The organism is Nocardia sp. XZ_19_231, from assembly GCF_015355705.1.
GTDB lineage: Bacteria > Actinomycetota > Actinomycetes > Mycobacteriales > Mycobacteriaceae > Nocardia > Nocardia salmonicida.
In genome coordinates this window covers 113,108-131,093 of sequence record NZ_JACUZI010000010.1, presented here as the reverse complement: position 1 = coordinate 131,093, position 17,986 = coordinate 113,108, and the positions used below count along the sequence as shown (strand labels likewise).

Sequence of the window (17,986 nt, the reverse complement as noted above, 5' to 3'; positions counted from 1 at the left end):
CTGCATGAATGGTCGTCGTCGCTCTCCTGTTGTTCGCGCTGGCCGCGGTCGCCATCGCGACCGGCGTGCTCGGACTGCTCGGCAAATTGCCCCGCAACCGCTTCCTCGGTGTCACGACGGAAGCCGCGCTGCACAGCGACGACAATTTCCGCATCGCCAACCGCATCGCCGCCCCCACCTCCGTCGGCGCGGGCGCCCTGCTGTTCGCCGGCGGCCTGGTCGTGCTGGTGGCCGGTGGTTTCGCGGGCGTCGGCGTAGCCGCGCTGGTCGCGGTGATCGCGGTCTTCACCCTCGGCGCGGGCGCCAACGCCGCGGCCCGCACGGTCGAACCCTTGATGCCTCCGGCTCCGGTCGGCGGCTGCGGCTCCTCCTGCGGCGGCTGCTCCATCCGCGACACCTGCGCGCCCGCGAACTAACCCCCTAGCGGCGGGTCTCGCACTCCGGTACAACAGGAGGCAGGACCTTGATCGGGGGGAATCATGAAGGTTGTCGGGGCGGGGCTCGTTCTCGCGTTGATCGGTGTGATCACTACCAGCTATTCGACGGTGACGGGGATCGTCATGCTCGTGATCGCGGCTGTCGTCGTCGTGGTCGGTGGCATTCTCGCCATTCGCGATCCCGGCGGGTCACGGAAGTCGAAACGGTGGTGGGCCGCGGGGACGTCTACGGCCGGGGTCAGCTGGTTCGGTGACGGTGGCGGGCAGCATCACGGCGGCAGTGGAAACAGCGGCAGCGGCGGACATGGCGGGGGCGGCTGTGGGGGTGGCAGCAGCAGCTGCGGAGGCGGCGGCTGTGGGGGCGGCGGCGGCGGCGAATGATCGCTGACCGCGGCCTCGACGGTGGTTGAGCCACAAGGAGATTGCAAGGACTCGCGGTTACGGTCTCCCTCGACATACCGATCCAGGTAGGAGGGGTCCATGAGCATCAGCGATGTAGTCACCACTGTTCTCGCGCTTCTTGTCGGAATGGTCGGCGTGGTGGGAATCGTGACCGTGCCGGTCATGGCCATTCTGGCGATAGTTCAGCAGGTGTCCGATCCGGCGGGGCGACCGGAAAGGCGCGCGCGGATCGCGGCGAATCGACAGGCACGGGAGCTGGCGCGGGCTCGGAATCGGCAATGGAATCGGCAACGGGGACACCGCTCGGGGGCGAGCAGCAGTTGGAGTTCGGCCGACACGAGCTGGTCCAGCGGCGGAAGCAGTAGTAGCGACAGCGGCGGTAGCAGTTGGTCGGGGAGTTGCGATTCCGGGTCGAGCAGTAGTTGTGGCGGCGGTAGCAGCAGTAGTTGTGGTGGCGGCAGCAGCTGCTGAGTGAAAGTCATCGGGGCGGATCAGTAAGCAATTCGGTGTCGTCGGTCGGCGGCGATGCTCATCTCGGGGAGGAACCATGGTCTTTGTCTTGGCGTTCATCGTCGCTGTAGTCGGGTTGTTGCTCGGGGGTGGTACGGGAGCAGTCCTGCTGGCGACCACGGTCGTGCTGGTGTTGTTCGGGCTGGTCATGCTCGGTGCCAGCCCGGAAGCCAGAAACGAACGGCAGGCTGCTGCCGTCCGCAGGGCGCGCGGTCGGGCGGTGTCGGAGCGGACGCGGCAGGCGAAAGGCGGGCGCCGGTCGGTCGGCGCACGGTCGAACGGGAGCGGAAGCAGCGGCGACTGAAGTTGTCGCGGGGGCACTGCTGGTTTTTCGAAAGGGGATTGTAAGAACTCGCGGTTACGTTCGGTTTCGACATGCTTGTCCAGTCGCTGCGGGGGCGGCAGTAGTAGCAGTTGCGGCGGCAGTAGCTGCTGACCGGTAAATCGAGGGATCGAGAGTCGCAGGAGGTTCCGATGGCCGCTACGCGTGCTGACCTACGAGGAGGCAGGGAATACGTTGCCGGGTCACTTGTTCTGCTGGTTGTCGGGCTGATTTCAGCGGCATCCGGGTGGATGTTCACGGAAGCGATTCTGTTCGGCTCGCTGGTGTTCTTCGTCTTGGGCGCCACTCGGATCGTGCTGGGGTCGAAGCGAGGTAAAAGCGGTAAAGCGCGCAGGTCGGGATGGATTGCCGGGGGTAGTGCCGGTGCCGGTTTCGCCGGAACCGGTGATGGTGGCAGCGGTGACGGTAGCAGTGGGGGAAGCTGCGGTGGCGGAAGTGGGTGCGGTGGCGGGGGCGGCTGTGGTGGTGGCGGTGGGTGCTGAGCCGCGGATGACCGGGACCTGGTGGAGGATCCAGGTCCCGGTCGTGGTGACCCGGCGCGCACCGGGTCGGGTTCCGTTGTCGAACTGACTACCGCAGGTCGACGAGGGCGGCGTGGACTGCCCGGCCCGCGACGGGGTCGCCGACCGCGATGCGGGCGCTGCCGTCGGGGTAGGCCTTTGCCTTGATGCCGGCGCGGCGCAGGGCGGTGGCTACCCCGGGTCCGGGCAGGTAGAGAAAGTTCGCGTGACTGCGGGGCACATCGATTCCACAGGCTCGCAAAGTGATTCGCAGGAGATCGCGTTCGCCGTTGATGCGGTCGACGCGGTCGCGAAGTTCCGTGCCTGCCGCGTAGGCGGCCCGCACCGCGGCGACGGACGCGGTGGGGGTGCCGAAGGGCAACTGCTGGTGGCGGATTCGTTCGATCAGCTTTCCGCGGCCCACGCAGTAGCCGATCCGCAGTCCGGCCAATCCGTACGCCTTGGAGAAGGTGCGCAGGATCAGCAGATTCGGGTGGCGGTGCAGCAGGGTGCGAATGTCGAGACGGTCTGCCGGATCGAGGAATTCGACGTACGCCTCGTCGAGCAGAACGGGCACGCGGCGGGGAATCGCGGCGAGGAAGGAACGGACGGCCGCCGCGTCGAGCACGGTGCCGGTGGGGTTGTGGGGGCGGCACAGCACGACCAGGGAGGTGCGCCGGTTCACCGAGCGGCGCATGGCGGTGAGGTCCTGATTGCCGCCGACGTCGAGGGGGATCGGGACCAGCGTCATCCCGGCCATGTCGGCCATGATCGGGTAGCCGTCGAAAGTCGGTGTACTGGTGAGCAGTTCACCGCTGCCGAGTGCCCGCATCACCTGCATGGCGACACCGGTGGCCCCCGCGCCGACCACCACGTCGTCGGGTGAGACCCCGAGGTGATCGGCGATGACTCGCGGCAGTTCTTCCGGAAGAAACTCCGGATACCGGTTGGCATGGGTCAGTGCGGTATTCACCGCCGACAGCACGGAAGGCAATGGTGGGAACGGATTCTCGCTGAGACCGAGGTCGAACAGTGTCGGTATCGCAGTGTTGTGGAATTGACGGGAGGGGATCGTCGGTTCCACCAGCCGCACAGTCATCGCGCGGCGCCCCAGCGAATCGCCGCCGCGCCGGCGAAGTCACCCGCGTGCGCGAACGCCGACAGCAACACCACCGACCCGTTGCGCAATCGGCCCGCCCGGTTCTCCGCGTCGAGAGTCACGGGAATGCCTGCGGCGAAAAGGTTTCCGCACTGATCGAACGTATCGGGGTGACGTTCGGCGGGCAGTTCCAGCGCATCGTGCCAGTTGCGCAGGAACAGCCGATTGGGCTGATTGGTGACGAAGGTGTCGATATCGCTGCTCTTCACCCCGATCCGCTTGCAGACCTCCAGCGCCACCTCGGGTACCAAGCGATTGCCGCGCGCGAACACCTTGGTGATCTTGGATTCGGAGAAGCTCACGCAGCCCTGTCCCTCGCCCGGCTCCCAGTACTTGCGCGTGCCGTTCGTGGAAAAGTCCATGTCACCGGCGAATTCGGGATAGGTGCGGGTTTCGATATCGAGGATCGGGCCTGAATCGTCCTTGCGCAGCAGGCCGATGCCGCAACCGTCACCCGGCACCGGCGCCTGCGCCAGCTTCCGGATATCGGGCTGGGTGAACACGGGGCCCGCACAATTCTGCGCGGCGACGATCAGCGCGGTCTTGGCGTCGCTGGTCGCCATCATCATCCGGGCCATCGCCATCATCTGGACGAACGCCGCGCAACCGCTGTTGTGCACATCGAGCACCTGCGAGGGTTTCGCCCCGAGCCTGCGCGCCAGTTCGGGCCCGGCGCCGAGCACCGGATTATCGGGCAGTTGGGTGTGGGTGATGATGATGTCGATCTCGGCGGCGAGATCGGCGCCGTGGCGTTCGCGCAGCACGGCGAAAGCCTGCTCGGCCATGTCGACGGCGGTTTCGTCGCGTCCGATGTGATGGCGGCCGGTCGGCGAACGGAACATCACGTTCTTCGCCATCCGCTCCGAACGCGAGAACTGGGTGAAGTAATCGGTCGGGACGGGGTCGCCGGGCAGATAGCTCGCGACATCGACCAGACTCACCTGCGGCATATTCACTGCATCCACTCCGGCTTGATCGGCAGCCCGTTGGCCGCGCGGTATTCACAAATGGCTTTGAGGTTGTCCAGCTCGAGCTGGTGTCCGGCGGAGAACATCTCCCAGAAATCGCCGACCCAGACCGGGCGTTTCGGCGGAGCTGTTTCGGGATAACCGTTTTCGTCGTAGAAGGGGTGCTTGCAGTTGACCCACGTCACCACCGAACCCGGCTTGTTGAACACCACCTGGGCGTCGACCACCCGCATCAGATAGATCATCCAGAGGTGCTCGGACTGGTCCCACGCGCAGTGATAGTCGACGGTCATCGCGTCGGGATGGACGACGGTGCGGGTGAAACACTTGGTCGCGTCACCGAGGCGGTCGTAGGACAGCCACAGGCCGGGTTCGGCGGTTTCGACGAATCCCCGCAGGCTGTAGGTCCACTCCTCGAGCGAGCGGGTGTCGGCGAGGTACTCGTAGACCTCGCGCGGCGGCGCCGCGATGTAGGTCTGCACGGGGCAGTAGTCGCCGAAGATCTGGTCGTGCGGATACACCGACCGCAGCATGTCCATGATGATCGGCGTGGTGGTCTCCCGATCGGAGTTCTCGATGCGGATGACGCCGGGCACCACCTCATCGGGGATGTCGGACAGGGCTGGCAGGGCGCTGGTGGTCACGGGGTGCTCCTGGAGGATTCGAGGGCGGACAGGAAGGGCAGAAACGGCGGGACTTCGTCGGGGTCACAGAGGATTTCGAGAAACGAGGGTCCGGTGGCGGCGAAGCTGTGGTCGAGTGCGTCGGACAACCGGTGCGGGTCGGAGACGGTGCGGGCCGGCAGCCCGGGGAACATGGCCGCGATGCCCGCTCCTAGATGTGACGGTTGAAAACGGTTGAAGCTGTAGCGATCCCGGTAGTAGAGCTGTTCCCGGGTGACGCACATGGCGTGCGCGTTGTTGTTGAACACCACGAAGGTGATGGGCAGGTCGTGTTCGATCGCGGTGTGAATCTCCATGCCGTGCATGAAGAACGAGCCGTCACCTGCGATGACGACAGTGCGGTGCGAGCCGTCGGGCGCGGCGCGGCGGGCGAACGCGGAACCGATACCCGCGCCGAAGGCGTAACCCATTCCGCCCATCCCGAGTGCGACCGTGAACCGTCCGCCCTCGGGTACCCGTAGGTAATGCACCACCGAGGCGCCGGTGTTACCCGCGTCGGCGAAAATATCCGCGCCATCGGGCAGCGCGCGCTGAATCGCCTCGACGACGGTGCGATAGCGCAGCCCGGGGCCCGCCGCTTCGGGGACTGCCATCGGCGTGAGCTCGGCGGAACGCGGGCTCGTAGTCGACCCCGCGCCGATGTCGGCCAGCAGCGTGGTGATGGTCGCCGCGAGATCCGCGCTGGTGGCGTGGGTCGCTGCGAGGTACGGCGCGCGTGCGCCGACGCTGAGTACAGATAGGTCGGCGAGGGCGGCGTCGAGCCCGGCGCGGGCAGTGACCGGGAGGCGGGTGCCGACGAGCAGACAGGCGCTTGCCGCCGAGAGGGCCTCGACCAGCTCGGCATGACCCATGCTGCCCGCGACACCGCAGTAGCCGGGGCCCGTGTTGGAGTACACGTCCTTGGCGTCGGGGGCCAAGCCGATGGCGGCGTCGAGCGTGGCGACCAATTCGGCGAGTTCAGTGCGGGCATCGTCGCGGGCGACCTGATCACCGGCGATGATCACCACCTTTCCTGTGCGCCGGGCGTCGGCGAGTTCGGTGGCGATGGTGTGCGGGGAAGTCACTGTCGCGGAGCTCGGCGAGGCTCGATCGAGCTGTGCTCCGTCGGATGTGGCCGCAGCGGTGTCGAACTCCCGCACGACGAGGGCATCCGGCATCGCCTGCTGCTGAATATCTTTCGGAATCAGCAGCACCGCCGGTCCGCCACTTTCCGCGGCCGCGATCGCCGAAGCGAGCTGATCGGGCAGCTCGATCGGGTCGGTCACGCGAGCGCAGTACCTACTGACCGTCGCGAACAGCGCTGCCGCGTCGATGGATTCGGACAAGCCGCTCGAATCCTGGAACGCGCCGAGACCTTCCAGGCTGGTCGGCGGCTGCCCGATCAACGCCAGCACCGGCACTCGAGAGGTGAACGATTCGGCGAGTGCGGCAACAAGATTCACCGCCCCACCGCCCGAAGTGGCAGCCACGACACCCATCCCGCCGGTGCTGCGCGCATAGCCGTCAGCCATCGTCGCCGCCGAGAACTCGTGTTTGGCGACGATGCCGGTGGGCGAACCGCCCGCGTCGAAGATCGCGTCGTAGAGGTCCTCGATATTGGCGCCGTCCACGCCGAAGATCTGGGTGACTCCCCGGTCGGCTACCGTTCGTACCAGGTAGTCCACCACTCTGTCCGGCATCGGCCCTCCTTCTCCGCGACGAGATGTGACGCCGCTGTGCACCGCGTCTGATGTGGTTACGAGGCGCGCCGAGGGGGAGTTCAGAGGGTGGGGGAAAACCACCCCTTGTGTGTACGTACACATATACGTATAGTGAGTTCATGCCCAACAAGACGATCTACGTAGCCGACGACGATCTCCCCGTGTTCCAGCGGGCTCAGGAGCTTGTCGGCGGAAACCTCTCCAGCACCGTGGTCAGCGCCCTGCGCAGGCTCATCGAGCTGGAAGAAGGACGTGAGGCCGGCTTCGAGGAGGTCGTGCTGCAGGTGGGTCGCGACGGCGTCCGGCAGGTGCGCTTCCAGGGCGTGCTGCTGGGCGAATGGCGCGATGTCGGCGACAAGCAGGTGCTGCACCAGCAGGTCTACCGCAGCCGCAAGGGCAAGCTCGTGCTCCACACGCACTCGGCGCTGTGGTCGGAATATCCGACCGGGGACGCCGCGGGCGACATGAAGGACTGGAAATACTGGCGCCGCATGTTCGGCATCGGTGACCGGCCGTGGGACTGGGGCGACTACGAGTACGAGATCCTCGACGACCTGAAAGACCTGAAGGATCGCGTGCCCGACAAGCTCTACCGCAAGGTCGAAGACATCACCGCGCACCCGCAGATCGAGGAACTCGACATCTAACTCCTCGACCACAACCGCACATCACACCCGAACCGCAGCCCCTGGGGGCTGTGTCGATAACTCATGCACATATTCGCAGTAATTAATGCAATCCTGTGGAAAGGGACGATCATGGTCAACTCGGCCATCACCGCACGCGGCCTGCGCAAGGCCTACGGCGACAAAACTGTTCTCGACGGCATCGACATCACCGTCGCCGAGGGCACTGTCTTCTCCCTGCTCGGCCCCAACGGCGCGGGCAAGACCACCACCGTGCAGATCCTCACCACGCTGATCGCAGGCGATGCGGGGGAGTGCACCGTGGGCGGCCACGATGTGGAGACCGACCGAGGCGGGGTACGCGAGCTGATCGGCGTCACCGGGCAGTTCGCCGCGGTCGACGAGCTGCTGACCGGCCGCGAGAACCTGCACATGATGGGGGACCTGAACCACCTGCCGCGCCACGAGACCCGCGCTCTGGCGCAGGAACTGCTGCAACGATTCGACCTGGTCGAGGCCGCCGACAAGCCCGCGAGTACCTATTCCGGCGGCATGACCCGCAGGCTCGATCTGGCGATGACGCTGGTCGGCGATCCGCGGGTGATCTTTCTCGACGAACCGACCACCGGCCTCGACCCGCGCAGTCGCCGCTCGATCTGGGACATCATCCGCGGCCTGGTCGACGATCTCGGCGTCACCGTCTTTCTCACCACCCAATACCTCGAGGAGGCCGACCACCTGGCCGATCGCATCGCGGTGCTCGACAACGGCCGGATCGTCGCGGAAGGTACTGCGGCAGAACTGAAGCGACTGATTCCGGGCGGCCACATCCGCATCGATTTCGCCGATCAGCCCGACGTGGTCGCCGCCCAGCGCGCGTTCGGGTCGACGGCGAAGGTGGTCGAGGGCACCGACGGGTTGACCCTCGCCGTGCCGAGCGACGGCGGCGTGCGTTCCTTGCGCTCCGTGCTCGATCTGCTCGATGCCGAGAACATCGAAGCGGGCGGCATTTCGGTGCACACCCCCAACCTCGACGACGTCTTCCTCACCCTCACCGGCCGCGCCACCATCGAGCAGGAGTCACTGCGATGACCACACCGACCAAGTCCAAGTCCTACGCCTTCGCCGACACGATGACGATGCTGCGGCGCAACATGATTCACGTCAAGCGCTATCCCAGCATGACTTTCAGCATCATCATCATGCCGATCGTGCTGATGCTGGTGTTCAAGTACGTCTTCGGTGGGGCGCTCGAGAAGTCCTCGGGCGGTAGCTATATCGACTATCTCGCGCCGGGCATGATGTTGCTGTTGCCCGCCTATCTGACGGTGTCGGTGGCGGTCTCGATCGCCACCGACGCGAGCAAGGGGATCGTGAATCGATTTCGGGTGATGGCGATTTCGCAGTCGTCGGTACTCACCGGACACGTGCTGGGTGCGCTCGTCCAGGCGATGGCGGGCGTTGTCGCGATGACCGCCGTGGCGATGCTGGTCGGCTTCCGGCCGAACGCGAACGTCGTCGAGTGGATCGGCGCGCTCGGGCTGCTGGCGCTGGTGACGTTCGCCTTCACCTGGCTCGCCATCGCGCTCGGTCTGCTCTCGCCCACTCCCGAAAGCGCCAGCAACGCACCCTTTCCCATCGTGCTGCTGCCCTTCCTCGGCAGCGGCCTCGTGGCCACCGACACGATGCCGGTCGGGATGCGCCAGTTCGCCGAGTACCAGCCCTTCACTCCCATCACCGAGACGCTGCGCGGACTGCTGATGGGCACCGAGGTCGGCGCCAACGGCTGGATCTCACTGGTCTGGTGCGCGGTGATCGCGGGCGGCGGCTTCCTCTGGTCGAAGTCGATCTTCGCCAAGCAATCGAAGTAGCCTGTCGCGCAAACGGTCCGGTCTCCATGAAGGAGGCCGGACCGTTCGCGCGTTCAGACCTGGGCGACCAAGACGGTCCGGCCGGAGTCGACGGAGGTGATCTCCACCTTGCTGATCGAATCCGGTGGAGCGTCGATGGTGCGATCCACCGTCAGTTCGGTGCCGGGGCCCGCGGGCCACTGGTCGAGTTCGTACCGCTGCTCACCCGCGGTCACCACCAGCCCGTACGTGCGGGTGTAGCCGGAGCCGTAAGCGCTCGGCGCGTAGCGGCAGGTCATCACCAGGCGCGTGCGGTCGCCGTCGCGCACCAGCTTCACCTGCGCGCTCACCGGTGTCTGCTCCACCGCCTGCATCTGCTGTTCGGCGACGATCTGCTCGGTCGGCGTCTCCGAGCGCGCCACGGTGACCGTCACCGGAATCGCGATCGCCACCGCCGCCGCGGCCGCCGCCACCGCACTCCCGACGCCCATCCAGCGCCGCCGCCGCCTGCGCCGCTCGGCCGCCGCGGCCAGCGACGGAATCAGGTCGGGAACCTGCGGCGCGTCCGGCTCCGGCGATGCGATCAACGACAGCGCGGTATCGCGGTCCACCAGACCGAGCATGCCCGGCATCCCGGACAGTTCGGCCACCGCCTGCTGGCAGTGCGCGCAATCGAGCAGGTGTGTCTCGTATTCGCGCCGCTCTGCGGCACCGAGCGAACCGAGGACATAGGCAGCGTCCCAGGTGCTGTACTCGTCGGCGAGGTCGGTCATCGGTTCGTCACCCCCATCTCCTGTAACGCCAGCCGCATGGCGCGCATGCCGTAGTGCAGGCGCGATTTCACCGTTCCCGGTGGGATACCCAATTCGTCGGCGATCTGGGCCATGCCGAGGCCGCGATAGTAGGCCCGCACGATCACCTCGCGATGATCCGGGCTCAATGTGCTCAGCGCGTCGGCCACCAGCCAGCCGTCGAGCGCGCGATCGGACTGGTCGGGACTCACCTGCTCCGGCGGGGTGTCGGTGCCGAACTCGCGACGGTGCCTTGCGCTGCGATGCTCGTCGACCGCGAGATTACGAGCCACGGTGAACAACCATGCGCGCGGCGAGGTTTCGGTCTGTTCCAGCACGGTGGGGCGCTGCCAGGCGCGCAGCAGCGTCTCCTGCACGATGTCCTCGGCCCGGCCGGGATCGCGCACCAGCCCGAGGGTGAAACGCCACAGGGCGGGTGCGTGCTCGGCGTAGAGCGCACGCATCAATTCGTCGCGACCATCGTTCATCGGCGGCCCTGATCACTGCTCGTCGTAATTCATGTGTCACTCCTGCTCGTCGAAGGAGTAACGGTGTCAGTTGCGTTCGAGTTCAATCGGGTGTGTCGCCAGCAGCGCCAGCGGCAACGGCTGACGCCGCAACACCGCGGCCCACAGATCGTGGCGGTCGGTGGCGATCGGGTCCGACGGCAGCGCCGAGACCACGATCCAGTCGTCGTTGTCGAGTTCGCCGTCGAGCTGGCCCATCGACCAGCCCGCGTATCCGGCGAAGATCCGGATCTGCTCGATGAGCGGGCCGATCTCGGCGGGGTCGGCGTCCAGATCGACCAGCACCACGCGGCCGTCGACCCGGCGCAGCCCGCGGATATCGGAGATGTCGACGCCCGTGCGCAGCACCGCCAGGCACAGCGCCGCATCGCGTTTGACGGGCCCACCGATGTAGAGGTCGGTCGGGCTGGCGGCCAGGTCGGCCCAGGCGGGCAGCACATCGACGACCGGGGTCTCGCTCGGCCGGTTCAGCACCACGCCGAGGCTGCCCGCGTCGTTGTGCTCGATCACATACACGACGGTGCGTCGGAAAGTAGGTTCCACCAGGTCTGTCGCGGACACCAGCAGGTTGCCCGCGCGGACGTTCACCGCGGGCTGACCGCGCCGCCGATCGTCACCGTGCCCGTCGCGAGTCCGCCGCTCGTCCGGGTCGTCTCCGCCTGCCACCGAGTCATCATCGCATTTTCAGCGCCGGTGCGCGCTTCCCGCGGACCGGATCGGAATCGGAAATCCTCGCGCGCGGGGCCTCTGGGATCGCCCGGTAGGGTCTCGCTATGCACTTGCCCGAAGTCCTGCTCGACGACAACGACGCCGTGTACGACTACTACCTGCGCCATCAGCAGAACAGGTGGAAGGCGCTGGCCTCGTATGCGGTGTTGGCCCGGCGGTTCCAGCCGCGCGTGGTGTTCGCCGAGGGTGCGAAGCAGCAGTTGAAGGCACTGGTCCGCAGTGGGCGGCCGGTGATCTACGCGATCAACCATCTGTCGACCAGCGACCCGTACACGGTCGCGGCCACGGCATGGCGGTCACCGTTGCGCTCGAAGATCGGGCGGGTGCGGGTGCTGGCGAAGGACGAGCTCTTTCTCGATCCCGAGCAGCGCCGCAAGGTGGACATGATGGGCGGGATCCCGGTGTTCCGCGGCAAGGATCATGGGATCCGGGCGGTCAATGCCGCAGGTCAGCGGATGATGGATGTGTGCGCGCAGCGGTTGGCCGCCGGTGATCACCTCGCGATCTTCCCCGAGGGCACCTGCAATGAGGTAGATCACACCAAGGTGCAGGCGGTCGGTAGCGGGATCGGGCACATCGCGTTCCGTGCGGCCAAACTGGGCGCCGCGCCCGCGGTGATCGCCATCGGGATGAACTACGGAGACCGCGACGCGGCCGTCGAAACGACTGCTGCCGACGTGGTGTCCGGGGTCGCCTACTTCCGGGCGCCGATCCTCGAGGTGCCGCAGCGGCCCGCCGACATCGCCAGGCTCATCAAAGAAGAGCTGCAACTGGCCGTCGACGGGGCCGTCGCGCACTACTGAGGTAGGCCGAACAGCTCCCTGGCTCGCTGCGGGACGTAGGCGATGTAGTCGGGATGGGTGTTGATGAAATGCAGCACCACCGGGCACATCGGCAGCACGCTGAAGCCTTGGTCGCGGCTGGCGTCGAGTGCGGACTCGACCAGGATGTTCGCCAGGCCCCGGCCTTCGAAGCCGGGGTAGATCTCGGTGTGGACGAGCGCGCGTTCGTCGCCGGTGTCCTGGTATTCGATGTAGCCGGCGGGTTGACCGTCGGCGGTGAGTTCGAACCGCTCTAGCGCGGTGTTGTTGCGGACCTCGGTCGCCATAGGTCGACGCTACCGTGTTGTTCGGTGTCGGCCCTTGTTGATCGGTAGTCCCAGGAGGTTCGGTAGTGCGGTCACGGCGGACTCAGGGCGTTGAGGGTGGCTGGAACTGCGGGGATGCGGGTTTTGGTCTCAAGGCGGAAGATGTCGGGATGACTCGTGGACCGCTTGTTGTGCTTGCACCGGACAAGTTCAAGAGTTCGCTTTCGGCACCGGAGGTTGCTGAGGCGTTGGGACGGGGGATTGCTCGGCGGGCGCCGAGGGCGCAGGTGCGGTGTGTGCCGGTGGCCGACGGCGGCGACGGGATGGTCGACGCCTTCGTGGCGTCGGGGTGGAAGCGAGTGGAGCTGGCCGCGCCCGGGCCGACAGGGGAGGCTTCGACGGCGGTGTACGCGGTGCGGGGAGATGTCGCGGTGGTGGAGTTGGCGGCGGCCGTCGGTCTGGTGAAGTTGCCCGGTGGGCGGCTCGACCCGCTCCGGGCCGACACGTTCGGGTTGGGGGTGGCTATCGCGCATGCGCTCGACGCGGGGGCTCGGGAGATCGTGCTCGGGCTCGGCGGGAGTGCTTCGACCGACGGCGGGGCGGGGCTGTTGCGGGCGCTCGGGTTGCGGTTGCTCGATCGGGAGGGGCGGGAATTGGCGGGGGTCGCGGATGTGGCCGCGATGCTCGCGCAGGTTGCCTCGGTGGATCGAGCCGGGTTGCATCCGGCGGTCTCGACGGCGCTGTTCACGCTTGCCTGCGATGTGGACAATCCGTTGCTCGGACCGGCCGGTGCTGTTGCGGTGTACGCGCCACAGAAGGGGGCCAACCCACGGCAGATGGTGAAACTCGAAGCAGGGCTCACCAACTGGGCGGCGGTGCTGGGTACGGGGTATGCCGAGATCGGCGGGGCCGGGGCGGCGGGTGGCACGGGGTTCGGGGTGCTCGCGGTGCTGGGGGCGCAGGTACGCAGCGGGATCGATGTGCTGCTCGAGCTGCTGGAATTCACGGACTTGATCGACGGGGCCACGCTGGTCGTCACCGGTGAGGGCTCGCTGGATCACCAGAGCATGCACGGGAAGGCGCCGGTCGGGGTCGCGGCCGCGGCCAAGAAGGCGGGGGTGCCGGTGGTCGCAGCGGTAGGTCGAACCCTGTTGTCGCCCGGTGAGATTCGAGCCGCGGGGTTCGCCGCTTGCTATCCGCTCAGCGACCTGGAGCCCGATCCCGCGCGCTCGATCATGGCCGCGGCGCGCCTACTCGAACGAATCGGCGAGCGAATCGCCATGGAGCACTTGAAATGACAGCGTGCGTGCGCGAAGCACGGTGAAGCGCAGGTAGTTACAGCGCGATCGGGGATGGCGAAGACGCCGGGGCGGGTGGCCGGGTAGCGGTGGCCAGCACCGCGCGGTGCTCATCGCCCCAGGTTTCGAGCGGTGCCAAGGCGAGGCGCAGGGTCTCGCCGAGCGGGGTGAGCGAGTACTCCACGCGTGGGGGGATCTCGGGGAAGATCTCGCGGTGCACCACGCCGGAGCTCTCCAGATGACGCAGGTTCTCGGCGAGCACCTTCTCGCTCACGCCGTCGAGCAGCCGCCGGATCCGGCCGAATCGCTGCGGCCCGGCGCCGAGCACCCACATCAGGTGCAGCTTCCATTTACCGCCGACGACGTCGATAGCCAGGCTCATGCCACACACATCGTGATCTGCGTCACTGCTCATCTTCGGCGCACCCTTCTGACCGTATTTCGAACCTCTAGGTAAGCAACCACACCCGAACGTTCGGTCTTCCCGAACGATACCCGCGCGGACACCATGGAAAGCGGCGCCGAACCAATCCGTAGCGAGAATCGAAGGGCCACACAATGTCCGAGCAGACCACTTCCCGTTCCGTTTCCGTTCTCGGTCTCGGCCCGATGGGCCAGGCCATGGTCAAGGCGTTCCTCGAAGCAGGTGTCGAGGTGACGGTATGGAATCGCAGCACCGCCAAGGTCGACGCGCTGGTGGCGTCGGGCGCCAAGCGTGCCGACACGGTGGCCGAGGCGCTGGCGGCCAACGAGGTCTCGGTGCTCAGCCTCACCCACTACGACGCCATGTACGACGTGCTCGGCCAGGCCGTCGACCAGCTGCCCGGCAAGGTCATCGTCAATCTGTCCTCCGATTCACCGGACAAGGCACGGGCAGGCGCGACATGGGTTCGTGAGCGCGGCGCCGAATTCCTCTCCGGCGGCGTGATGTCGGCGGGCGACAATATCGTCCATCCCTCGTCCTACATCTTCTACAGCGGTCCGAAGGCAGTCTTCGACGCCCACGCCGAACTGCTGCGCCCGCTCAGCCCGCAGGAATACCTCGGCGCCGACGACGGCTTGGCCCAGATCTTCTACCAGGCCCTGCTGATCACCTTCCACCCCTGGTTGCTGGCGTTCGACCAGGCGTCGGCGATGATCGCGAACTCCGGCCACAGCATCGACCAGTTCGTACCGTTCGCCGTCCGCTCCGCCGGCGCCTACCCGTTCTTCATCGAACAGTTCGCCGAGGCGAACAAGGCGGGCGGCTTCGCCGACCTCGCGCACCTGAAGATGATGGACGCCGGCGCCCAGCACATCATCGACGCCAGCGAAGAAGCAGGCGTCGACGCGAGCCTGTCCCACCTCGCCCAGTCGTTCTGGCGCAAGGCCGTCACCGCCTCCGAGGCGACAGGCAAGCAGATCTCGCCGTTCGCCCTGTTCCGCGGCGAGGCGTCCTGATGCAGGCTTCCGGCCGAGCGGCCGATGCGGTCACTGTCATCGGCCTCGGCCCGATGGGACAGCAGATCGTGCGCACCTACCTCGCCGCGGGTGTCACCGTGACGGTCTGGAACCGCACCCCCGACAAAGCAGACGGTCTCGGTGCCCAGCGCGCCGAGACCGTCGCCGACGCGGTGGCCGCCGCCGAGCTCATCGTGCTCAGCCTGACCCACTACGACGCGATGGACGAGGTTCTCGGCTCCGTCGATCTGACCGGCAAGGTGGTGGTCAACCTGTCCTCGGATTCGCCGCAGCGGACTCGGCAGGGCGCGGCGTTCGTCCGGGCTCGTGGTGGCGAATTTCTCGCCGGTGGGGTGATGGCGCAGCCGCACGAGCTGGCGGGCCCGGCGGCTTACATCTTCTACAGCGGTCGACCAGAGGTCTTCGAGGGTCAACGCGAGTCGTTGCGGCTGTTGGCGGAAATGGAGTACCTGAGTGCGGATGACGGCGCGGCCCAGGTCTTCTACCAGGCCATGCTCGCCCTGTTCCTGCCGTTGATGCTCGGCTACGAACAGGCGCTGGCGATTGTCGATCGGTCCGGTTCCTCGATAGATCGGTTCGTGCCGTACGCCCAGCGTTCGCTGGGCAGCGTCGCCGAGTTGTACGCCGCGTGGGCGGGAACGGTCGACGACAGTGGTTCGGCCGATCCGGCGTATCTGCGGATGATGGCGGCCGGCGCGCGCCATGTAGTGGAAACCGGCGCCGCGGTCGGCGTGGATACTGTTCTGGCCGAGTCGGTTTCGTCGTACTGGGAGCGAGCTGTCGGCGCCCCTGAATCGACGTTCCGGATATTTCGCGGCTGACACACCGAAACCGTTCGGCGCGATGGTGCCGAACGGTTTCAGGTGTTCACGCGGTCTCGGCGCCCGATCCCAATCTCGGGAACGGCTCGGTGGAGAACACCACCTCCACCGCTACCTCGAAATAGGCCGCGAGCCGCAGGGCGAGGTGCAGGCTGGGGCTGTATTCGCCGCGTTCGAGGTAGCCGACGGTTTGGTAGTGGACGCCGAGCGCTTCGGCCAGGTCCCGCCGCGAGATGCCGCGCTCGGCACGCAACATCGCGATGCGGTTGTAGATGACCTCAGAAGGCACGCTGCATCGCTTTCTCGCGGCGGACGGCCACGCTGGATCCCGACTCATGGCGGGCCGCTCGCCGCAGCACGATCGGCGCGAGCAACAACCCGACGATCGACCATACGCCGAGCACCGCGGCGGTCTCGAGGTGCCGCCACGACCCGTCGATCTCGATGGCCGCCGCCTCGGCGGGCAGCAGTGCGGAGCGCATGCCGAGGCCGAGCCAATACATCGGGAAGAGTTGGGCCAGGCTCTGGATCCAGCCGGGAAGCGCGGTGACCGGGTACCAGATGCCGGAGATGGCGATGAGCCCCATCAGCGGCAATGTCAGCAGGAAGATGTCGCGGGCGCCGACGATCAACCCGCCCAGGATGGCGCCGATCGGCAAGGTGGCCAGCAGGCCGAGCACGATCACCCACGTCAGCGTGATCGCGGCGCCGCCGGGCATCGACAGTCCACCGACGATCACGGCGCCGAGGGTCAGCACCACCACCAGCTGTACGAGTACCGCGCCCGCGGTGGTACCGACCTTGCCGATGAAGTAGCCCAGGATGCCGTTCGGAATTGTCTTGGCGCGCAACAGGGTTCCGTCCTCCCGGTCGAGAGCGAGGACTTCGGCGATGCCGTACAGGCCGTTGAACGCGATGATGCTGCCGAGCAGGCCGGGCACCGCGAGTTCGCCGAGTGACAGCCCGGTGTCCTGGTAGGCCCGGTCGCGCAGGAAGAAGATCGCGATCAGAAACAGTGTGGGAGTGAGGAACTGGGCCATCAGGCTCGTTCCGTTGGTGTACAGCTGCCGCAGTTCGATCCACATCGCCGCCAGGCCGCCCCTGACCGCTACCAGCGTGGGATTCATCGCGTGACCTCCTGCAGTGAACGAACGGGTTTGGCGGTCGTGTCGGATTCGAAACGGCGGACCAGCGCCATGTAGGTGTCCTCCAGCGACGCGCGCTGTACCTCGAGGTCCTCGATCAGTTCGCCGTGCTGTTTGAACAGTTCATGGACATATTTGGTCGACTCGGTCGTCGTGTGGACGAAGCGTTGGCCCTCACTGGTCCAGCGCACCTCGGCCTCGCCCGCGGTGGCGGCGCTGAGCTCCTCCGGAGAGCCGTCGGCGATGATCCGACCACCGGCGAGGATCAGGATCCGGTCGGCCAGTTTCGCGGCTTCGTCCAGGTCGTGGGTGGTGAGCAGGACGGTGGTCTCGTCCAGATCGGCCAGACGATGCACCAGGTCGTGGAAGTCGCGCCGGGCGGCGGGGTCGAAGCCGGCGGTCGGTTCGTCCATGAACAACAGTTCCGGTCGGCCGACGATGCCGATCGCCACGTCGAGTCTGCGTCGCTGTCCCCCGGACAGGGTCGCGATCTTCGCGTCACGCTGTTCGGTGAGCCCGACCAGCTCGATGAGTTCATCGGTGTCCCACGGTCGGGTGACCCGTGCCGTGGAATACGGGCTGTAATACCCACCGAGGTGGCCGAGCAGCTCGCGCACTCGCCATTTCGCGTGGTCACGCCAGGATTGGAGCACGACGCCGATGCGGGCGCGCCAGAGTTCGTCACCGTGTTCGGGATCGGCCCCCAGCACCTCGACCAGGCCGGCCGACCTCCTGCGGAACCCCTCGAGGATCTCGATCGTGGTGGTTTTGCCCGCGCCGTTGGGCCCGAGCATGACGAGCACTTCCCCGCGCTTCGCTTGAAAAGTCACATCGTGCAGGACGTCTGTCTCGTCGTATCGCATCCGTAGTTGCGCGACATCGAGAACGACGTTGTTGTTCGAAGTCATGAGTCCTCCCAGTCATCGACCTTCGATGATTTGTAGCATAC

General features: G+C 66.7%; 24 protein-coding genes. 11 read left to right on the top strand and 13 right to left on the bottom strand.

Annotated elements, in window-relative coordinates; all coding sequences use genetic code 11:
* The first annotated feature begins 8 nt into the window (after positions 1-8).
* Together IBJ82_RS30715 and IBJ82_RS30710 are read left to right on the top strand one after the other, a co-directional pair.
* Positions 9-416 carry an SdpI family protein gene (locus tag IBJ82_RS30715; protein ID WP_194829476.1) on the top strand — a complete coding sequence of 136 codons (408 nt, stop codon included), beginning with the start codon at positions 9-11 and terminating at the stop codon, positions 414-416.
* A 63-nt stretch (positions 417-479) separates the two neighbouring features.
* Positions 480-818, top strand: coding sequence for a hypothetical protein (locus IBJ82_RS30710; protein WP_194829475.1), 339 nt, complete (start codon positions 480-482; stop codon positions 816-818).
* 203 nt (positions 819-1,021) lie between these two features.
* Here IBJ82_RS30710 and IBJ82_RS30705 read toward each other — a convergent pair whose 3' ends face one another.
* Complete coding sequence (locus IBJ82_RS30705) at positions 1,022-1,321, bottom strand: hypothetical protein (RefSeq protein ID WP_194829474.1); 300 nt, start codon at positions 1,319-1,321, stop codon at positions 1,022-1,024.
* Positions 1,322-1,386: 65 nt separating this feature from the next.
* On the opposite strand from IBJ82_RS30705, the gene IBJ82_RS30700 reads away from it, so the two are divergent.
* On the top strand, positions 1,387-1,653 hold the full coding sequence (locus IBJ82_RS30700) for a hypothetical protein (RefSeq protein WP_194829473.1): 267 nt from the start codon (positions 1,387-1,389) through the stop codon (positions 1,651-1,653).
* Between the two features lie 438 nt (positions 1,654-2,091).
* Positions 2,092-2,262 carry a hypothetical protein gene (locus IBJ82_RS30695; RefSeq protein WP_194829472.1) on the top strand — a complete coding sequence of 57 codons (171 nt, stop codon included), beginning with the start codon at positions 2,092-2,094 and terminating at the stop codon, positions 2,260-2,262.
* Here the strand turns inward: IBJ82_RS30695 and IBJ82_RS30690 are convergent, their stop codons facing one another.
* The 4 genes from IBJ82_RS30690 to IBJ82_RS30675 are packed head-to-tail and all read right to left on the bottom strand — an operon-like array spanning position 2,263 to position 6,681.
* The gene (locus IBJ82_RS30690) at positions 2,263-3,276 is read right to left on the bottom strand and encodes an aminotransferase class I/II-fold pyridoxal phosphate-dependent enzyme (RefSeq protein ID WP_370585552.1); all 1,014 of its coding nucleotides are present in this window, start codon (positions 3,274-3,276) and stop codon (positions 2,263-2,265) included.
* Positions 3,277-3,287: 11 nt separating this feature from the next.
* Positions 3,288-4,301: a 3-oxoacyl-ACP synthase III family protein gene (locus IBJ82_RS30685; RefSeq protein ID WP_194829531.1), complete on the bottom strand. Its 1,014-nt coding sequence runs from the start codon at positions 4,299-4,301 to the stop codon at positions 3,288-3,290.
* 2 nt (positions 4,302-4,303) lie between these two features.
* A complete protein-coding gene (locus tag IBJ82_RS30680) occupies positions 4,304-4,963 on the bottom strand; it encodes an SRPBCC family protein (protein ID WP_194829470.1) in 660 nt (219 codons plus the stop codon).
* On the bottom strand, positions 4,960-6,681 hold the full coding sequence (locus IBJ82_RS30675) for a thiamine pyrophosphate-binding protein (protein ID WP_194829469.1): 1,722 nt from the start codon (positions 6,679-6,681) through the stop codon (positions 4,960-4,962). Before IBJ82_RS30675 ends, IBJ82_RS30680 begins: the two co-directional genes overlap by 4 nt.
* Before the next feature lie 140 nt (positions 6,682-6,821).
* Between IBJ82_RS30675 and IBJ82_RS30670 the strand changes: the two genes are divergently transcribed.
* From IBJ82_RS30670 to IBJ82_RS30660, 3 genes are all read left to right on the top strand, one after another.
* Positions 6,822-7,349, top strand: a complete 528-nt coding sequence (locus tag IBJ82_RS30670) for an EXLDI protein (protein ID WP_194829468.1) — start codon at positions 6,822-6,824, stop codon at positions 7,347-7,349.
* Between the two features lie 111 nt (positions 7,350-7,460).
* A complete protein-coding gene (locus IBJ82_RS30665; protein WP_194829467.1) occupies positions 7,461-8,420 on the top strand; it encodes an ATP-binding cassette domain-containing protein in 960 nt (319 codons plus the stop codon).
* On the top strand, positions 8,417-9,199 hold the full coding sequence (locus tag IBJ82_RS30660; RefSeq protein ID WP_194829466.1) for an ABC transporter permease: 783 nt from the start codon (positions 8,417-8,419) through the stop codon (positions 9,197-9,199). The genes IBJ82_RS30665 and IBJ82_RS30660 overlap by 4 nt, the downstream gene beginning before the upstream one ends.
* Before the next feature lie 53 nt (positions 9,200-9,252).
* Here IBJ82_RS30660 and IBJ82_RS30655 read toward each other — a convergent pair whose 3' ends face one another.
* The 3 genes from IBJ82_RS30655 to IBJ82_RS30645 all read right to left on the bottom strand — a co-directional run bounded on the left by IBJ82_RS30655 (position 9,253) and on the right by IBJ82_RS30645 (position 11,162).
* Positions 9,253-9,951 (bottom strand): zf-HC2 domain-containing protein, encoded by a 699-nt coding sequence (locus IBJ82_RS30655; RefSeq protein ID WP_194829465.1) that lies wholly within the window; start codon positions 9,949-9,951, stop codon positions 9,253-9,255.
* Complete coding sequence (locus tag IBJ82_RS30650) at positions 9,948-10,457, bottom strand: sigma-70 family RNA polymerase sigma factor (RefSeq protein ID WP_056823775.1); 510 nt, start codon at positions 10,455-10,457, stop codon at positions 9,948-9,950. The genes IBJ82_RS30655 and IBJ82_RS30650 overlap by 4 nt, the downstream gene beginning before the upstream one ends.
* 66 nt (positions 10,458-10,523) lie before the next feature.
* Positions 10,524-11,162, bottom strand: coding sequence for a YqgE/AlgH family protein (locus tag IBJ82_RS30645; protein ID WP_194829464.1), 639 nt, complete (start codon positions 11,160-11,162; stop codon positions 10,524-10,526).
* A 107-nt stretch (positions 11,163-11,269) separates the two neighbouring features.
* Between IBJ82_RS30645 and IBJ82_RS30640 the strand changes: the two genes are divergently transcribed.
* The gene (locus IBJ82_RS30640) at positions 11,270-12,028 is read left to right on the top strand and encodes a 1-acyl-sn-glycerol-3-phosphate acyltransferase (RefSeq protein ID WP_194829463.1); all 759 of its coding nucleotides are present in this window, start codon (positions 11,270-11,272) and stop codon (positions 12,026-12,028) included.
* On the opposite strand, the gene IBJ82_RS30635 is transcribed toward IBJ82_RS30640, so the two are convergent.
* A complete protein-coding gene (locus IBJ82_RS30635; RefSeq protein WP_194829462.1) occupies positions 12,022-12,333 on the bottom strand; it encodes a GNAT family N-acetyltransferase in 312 nt (103 codons plus the stop codon). The two genes, IBJ82_RS30640 and IBJ82_RS30635, sit on opposite strands and share 7 nt — an antisense overlap.
* A 149-nt stretch (positions 12,334-12,482) precedes the next feature.
* Between IBJ82_RS30635 and IBJ82_RS30630 the strand changes: the two genes are divergently transcribed.
* Positions 12,483-13,610, top strand: a complete 1,128-nt coding sequence (locus IBJ82_RS30630) for a glycerate kinase (RefSeq protein ID WP_194829461.1) — start codon at positions 12,483-12,485, stop codon at positions 13,608-13,610.
* A gap of 37 nt (positions 13,611-13,647) precedes the next feature.
* Here the strand turns inward: IBJ82_RS30630 and IBJ82_RS30625 are convergent, their stop codons facing one another.
* Positions 13,648-14,025 carry a helix-turn-helix domain-containing protein gene (locus IBJ82_RS30625; protein ID WP_194829460.1) on the bottom strand — a complete coding sequence of 126 codons (378 nt, stop codon included), beginning with the start codon at positions 14,023-14,025 and terminating at the stop codon, positions 13,648-13,650.
* Between the two features lie 143 nt (positions 14,026-14,168).
* Between IBJ82_RS30625 and IBJ82_RS30620 the strand changes: the two genes are divergently transcribed.
* Positions 14,169-15,050, top strand: coding sequence for an NAD(P)-dependent oxidoreductase (locus IBJ82_RS30620; protein ID WP_194829459.1), 882 nt, complete (start codon positions 14,169-14,171; stop codon positions 15,048-15,050).
* The gene (locus IBJ82_RS30615) at positions 15,050-15,892 is read left to right on the top strand and encodes an NAD(P)-dependent oxidoreductase (protein WP_194829458.1); all 843 of its coding nucleotides are present in this window, start codon (positions 15,050-15,052) and stop codon (positions 15,890-15,892) included. Before IBJ82_RS30620 ends, IBJ82_RS30615 begins: the two co-directional genes overlap by 1 nt.
* A 46-nt stretch (positions 15,893-15,938) precedes the next feature.
* Here IBJ82_RS30615 and IBJ82_RS30610 read toward each other — a convergent pair whose 3' ends face one another.
* Genes IBJ82_RS30610 through IBJ82_RS30600 form a run of 3 tightly spaced genes read right to left on the bottom strand, consistent with a single transcriptional unit; the run spans position 15,939 to position 17,945 of the window.
* The gene (locus IBJ82_RS30610) at positions 15,939-16,181 is read right to left on the bottom strand and encodes a helix-turn-helix transcriptional regulator (protein ID WP_056823747.1); all 243 of its coding nucleotides are present in this window, start codon (positions 16,179-16,181) and stop codon (positions 15,939-15,941) included.
* Positions 16,171-17,019, bottom strand: coding sequence for an ABC transporter permease (locus IBJ82_RS30605; RefSeq protein ID WP_194829457.1), 849 nt, complete (start codon positions 17,017-17,019; stop codon positions 16,171-16,173). The genes IBJ82_RS30610 and IBJ82_RS30605 overlap by 11 nt, the downstream gene beginning before the upstream one ends.
* Positions 17,016-17,945, bottom strand: coding sequence for an ABC transporter ATP-binding protein (locus IBJ82_RS30600; protein ID WP_194829456.1), 930 nt, complete (start codon positions 17,943-17,945; stop codon positions 17,016-17,018). The genes IBJ82_RS30605 and IBJ82_RS30600 overlap by 4 nt, the downstream gene beginning before the upstream one ends.
* Positions 17,946-17,986 lie beyond the last annotated feature (41 nt).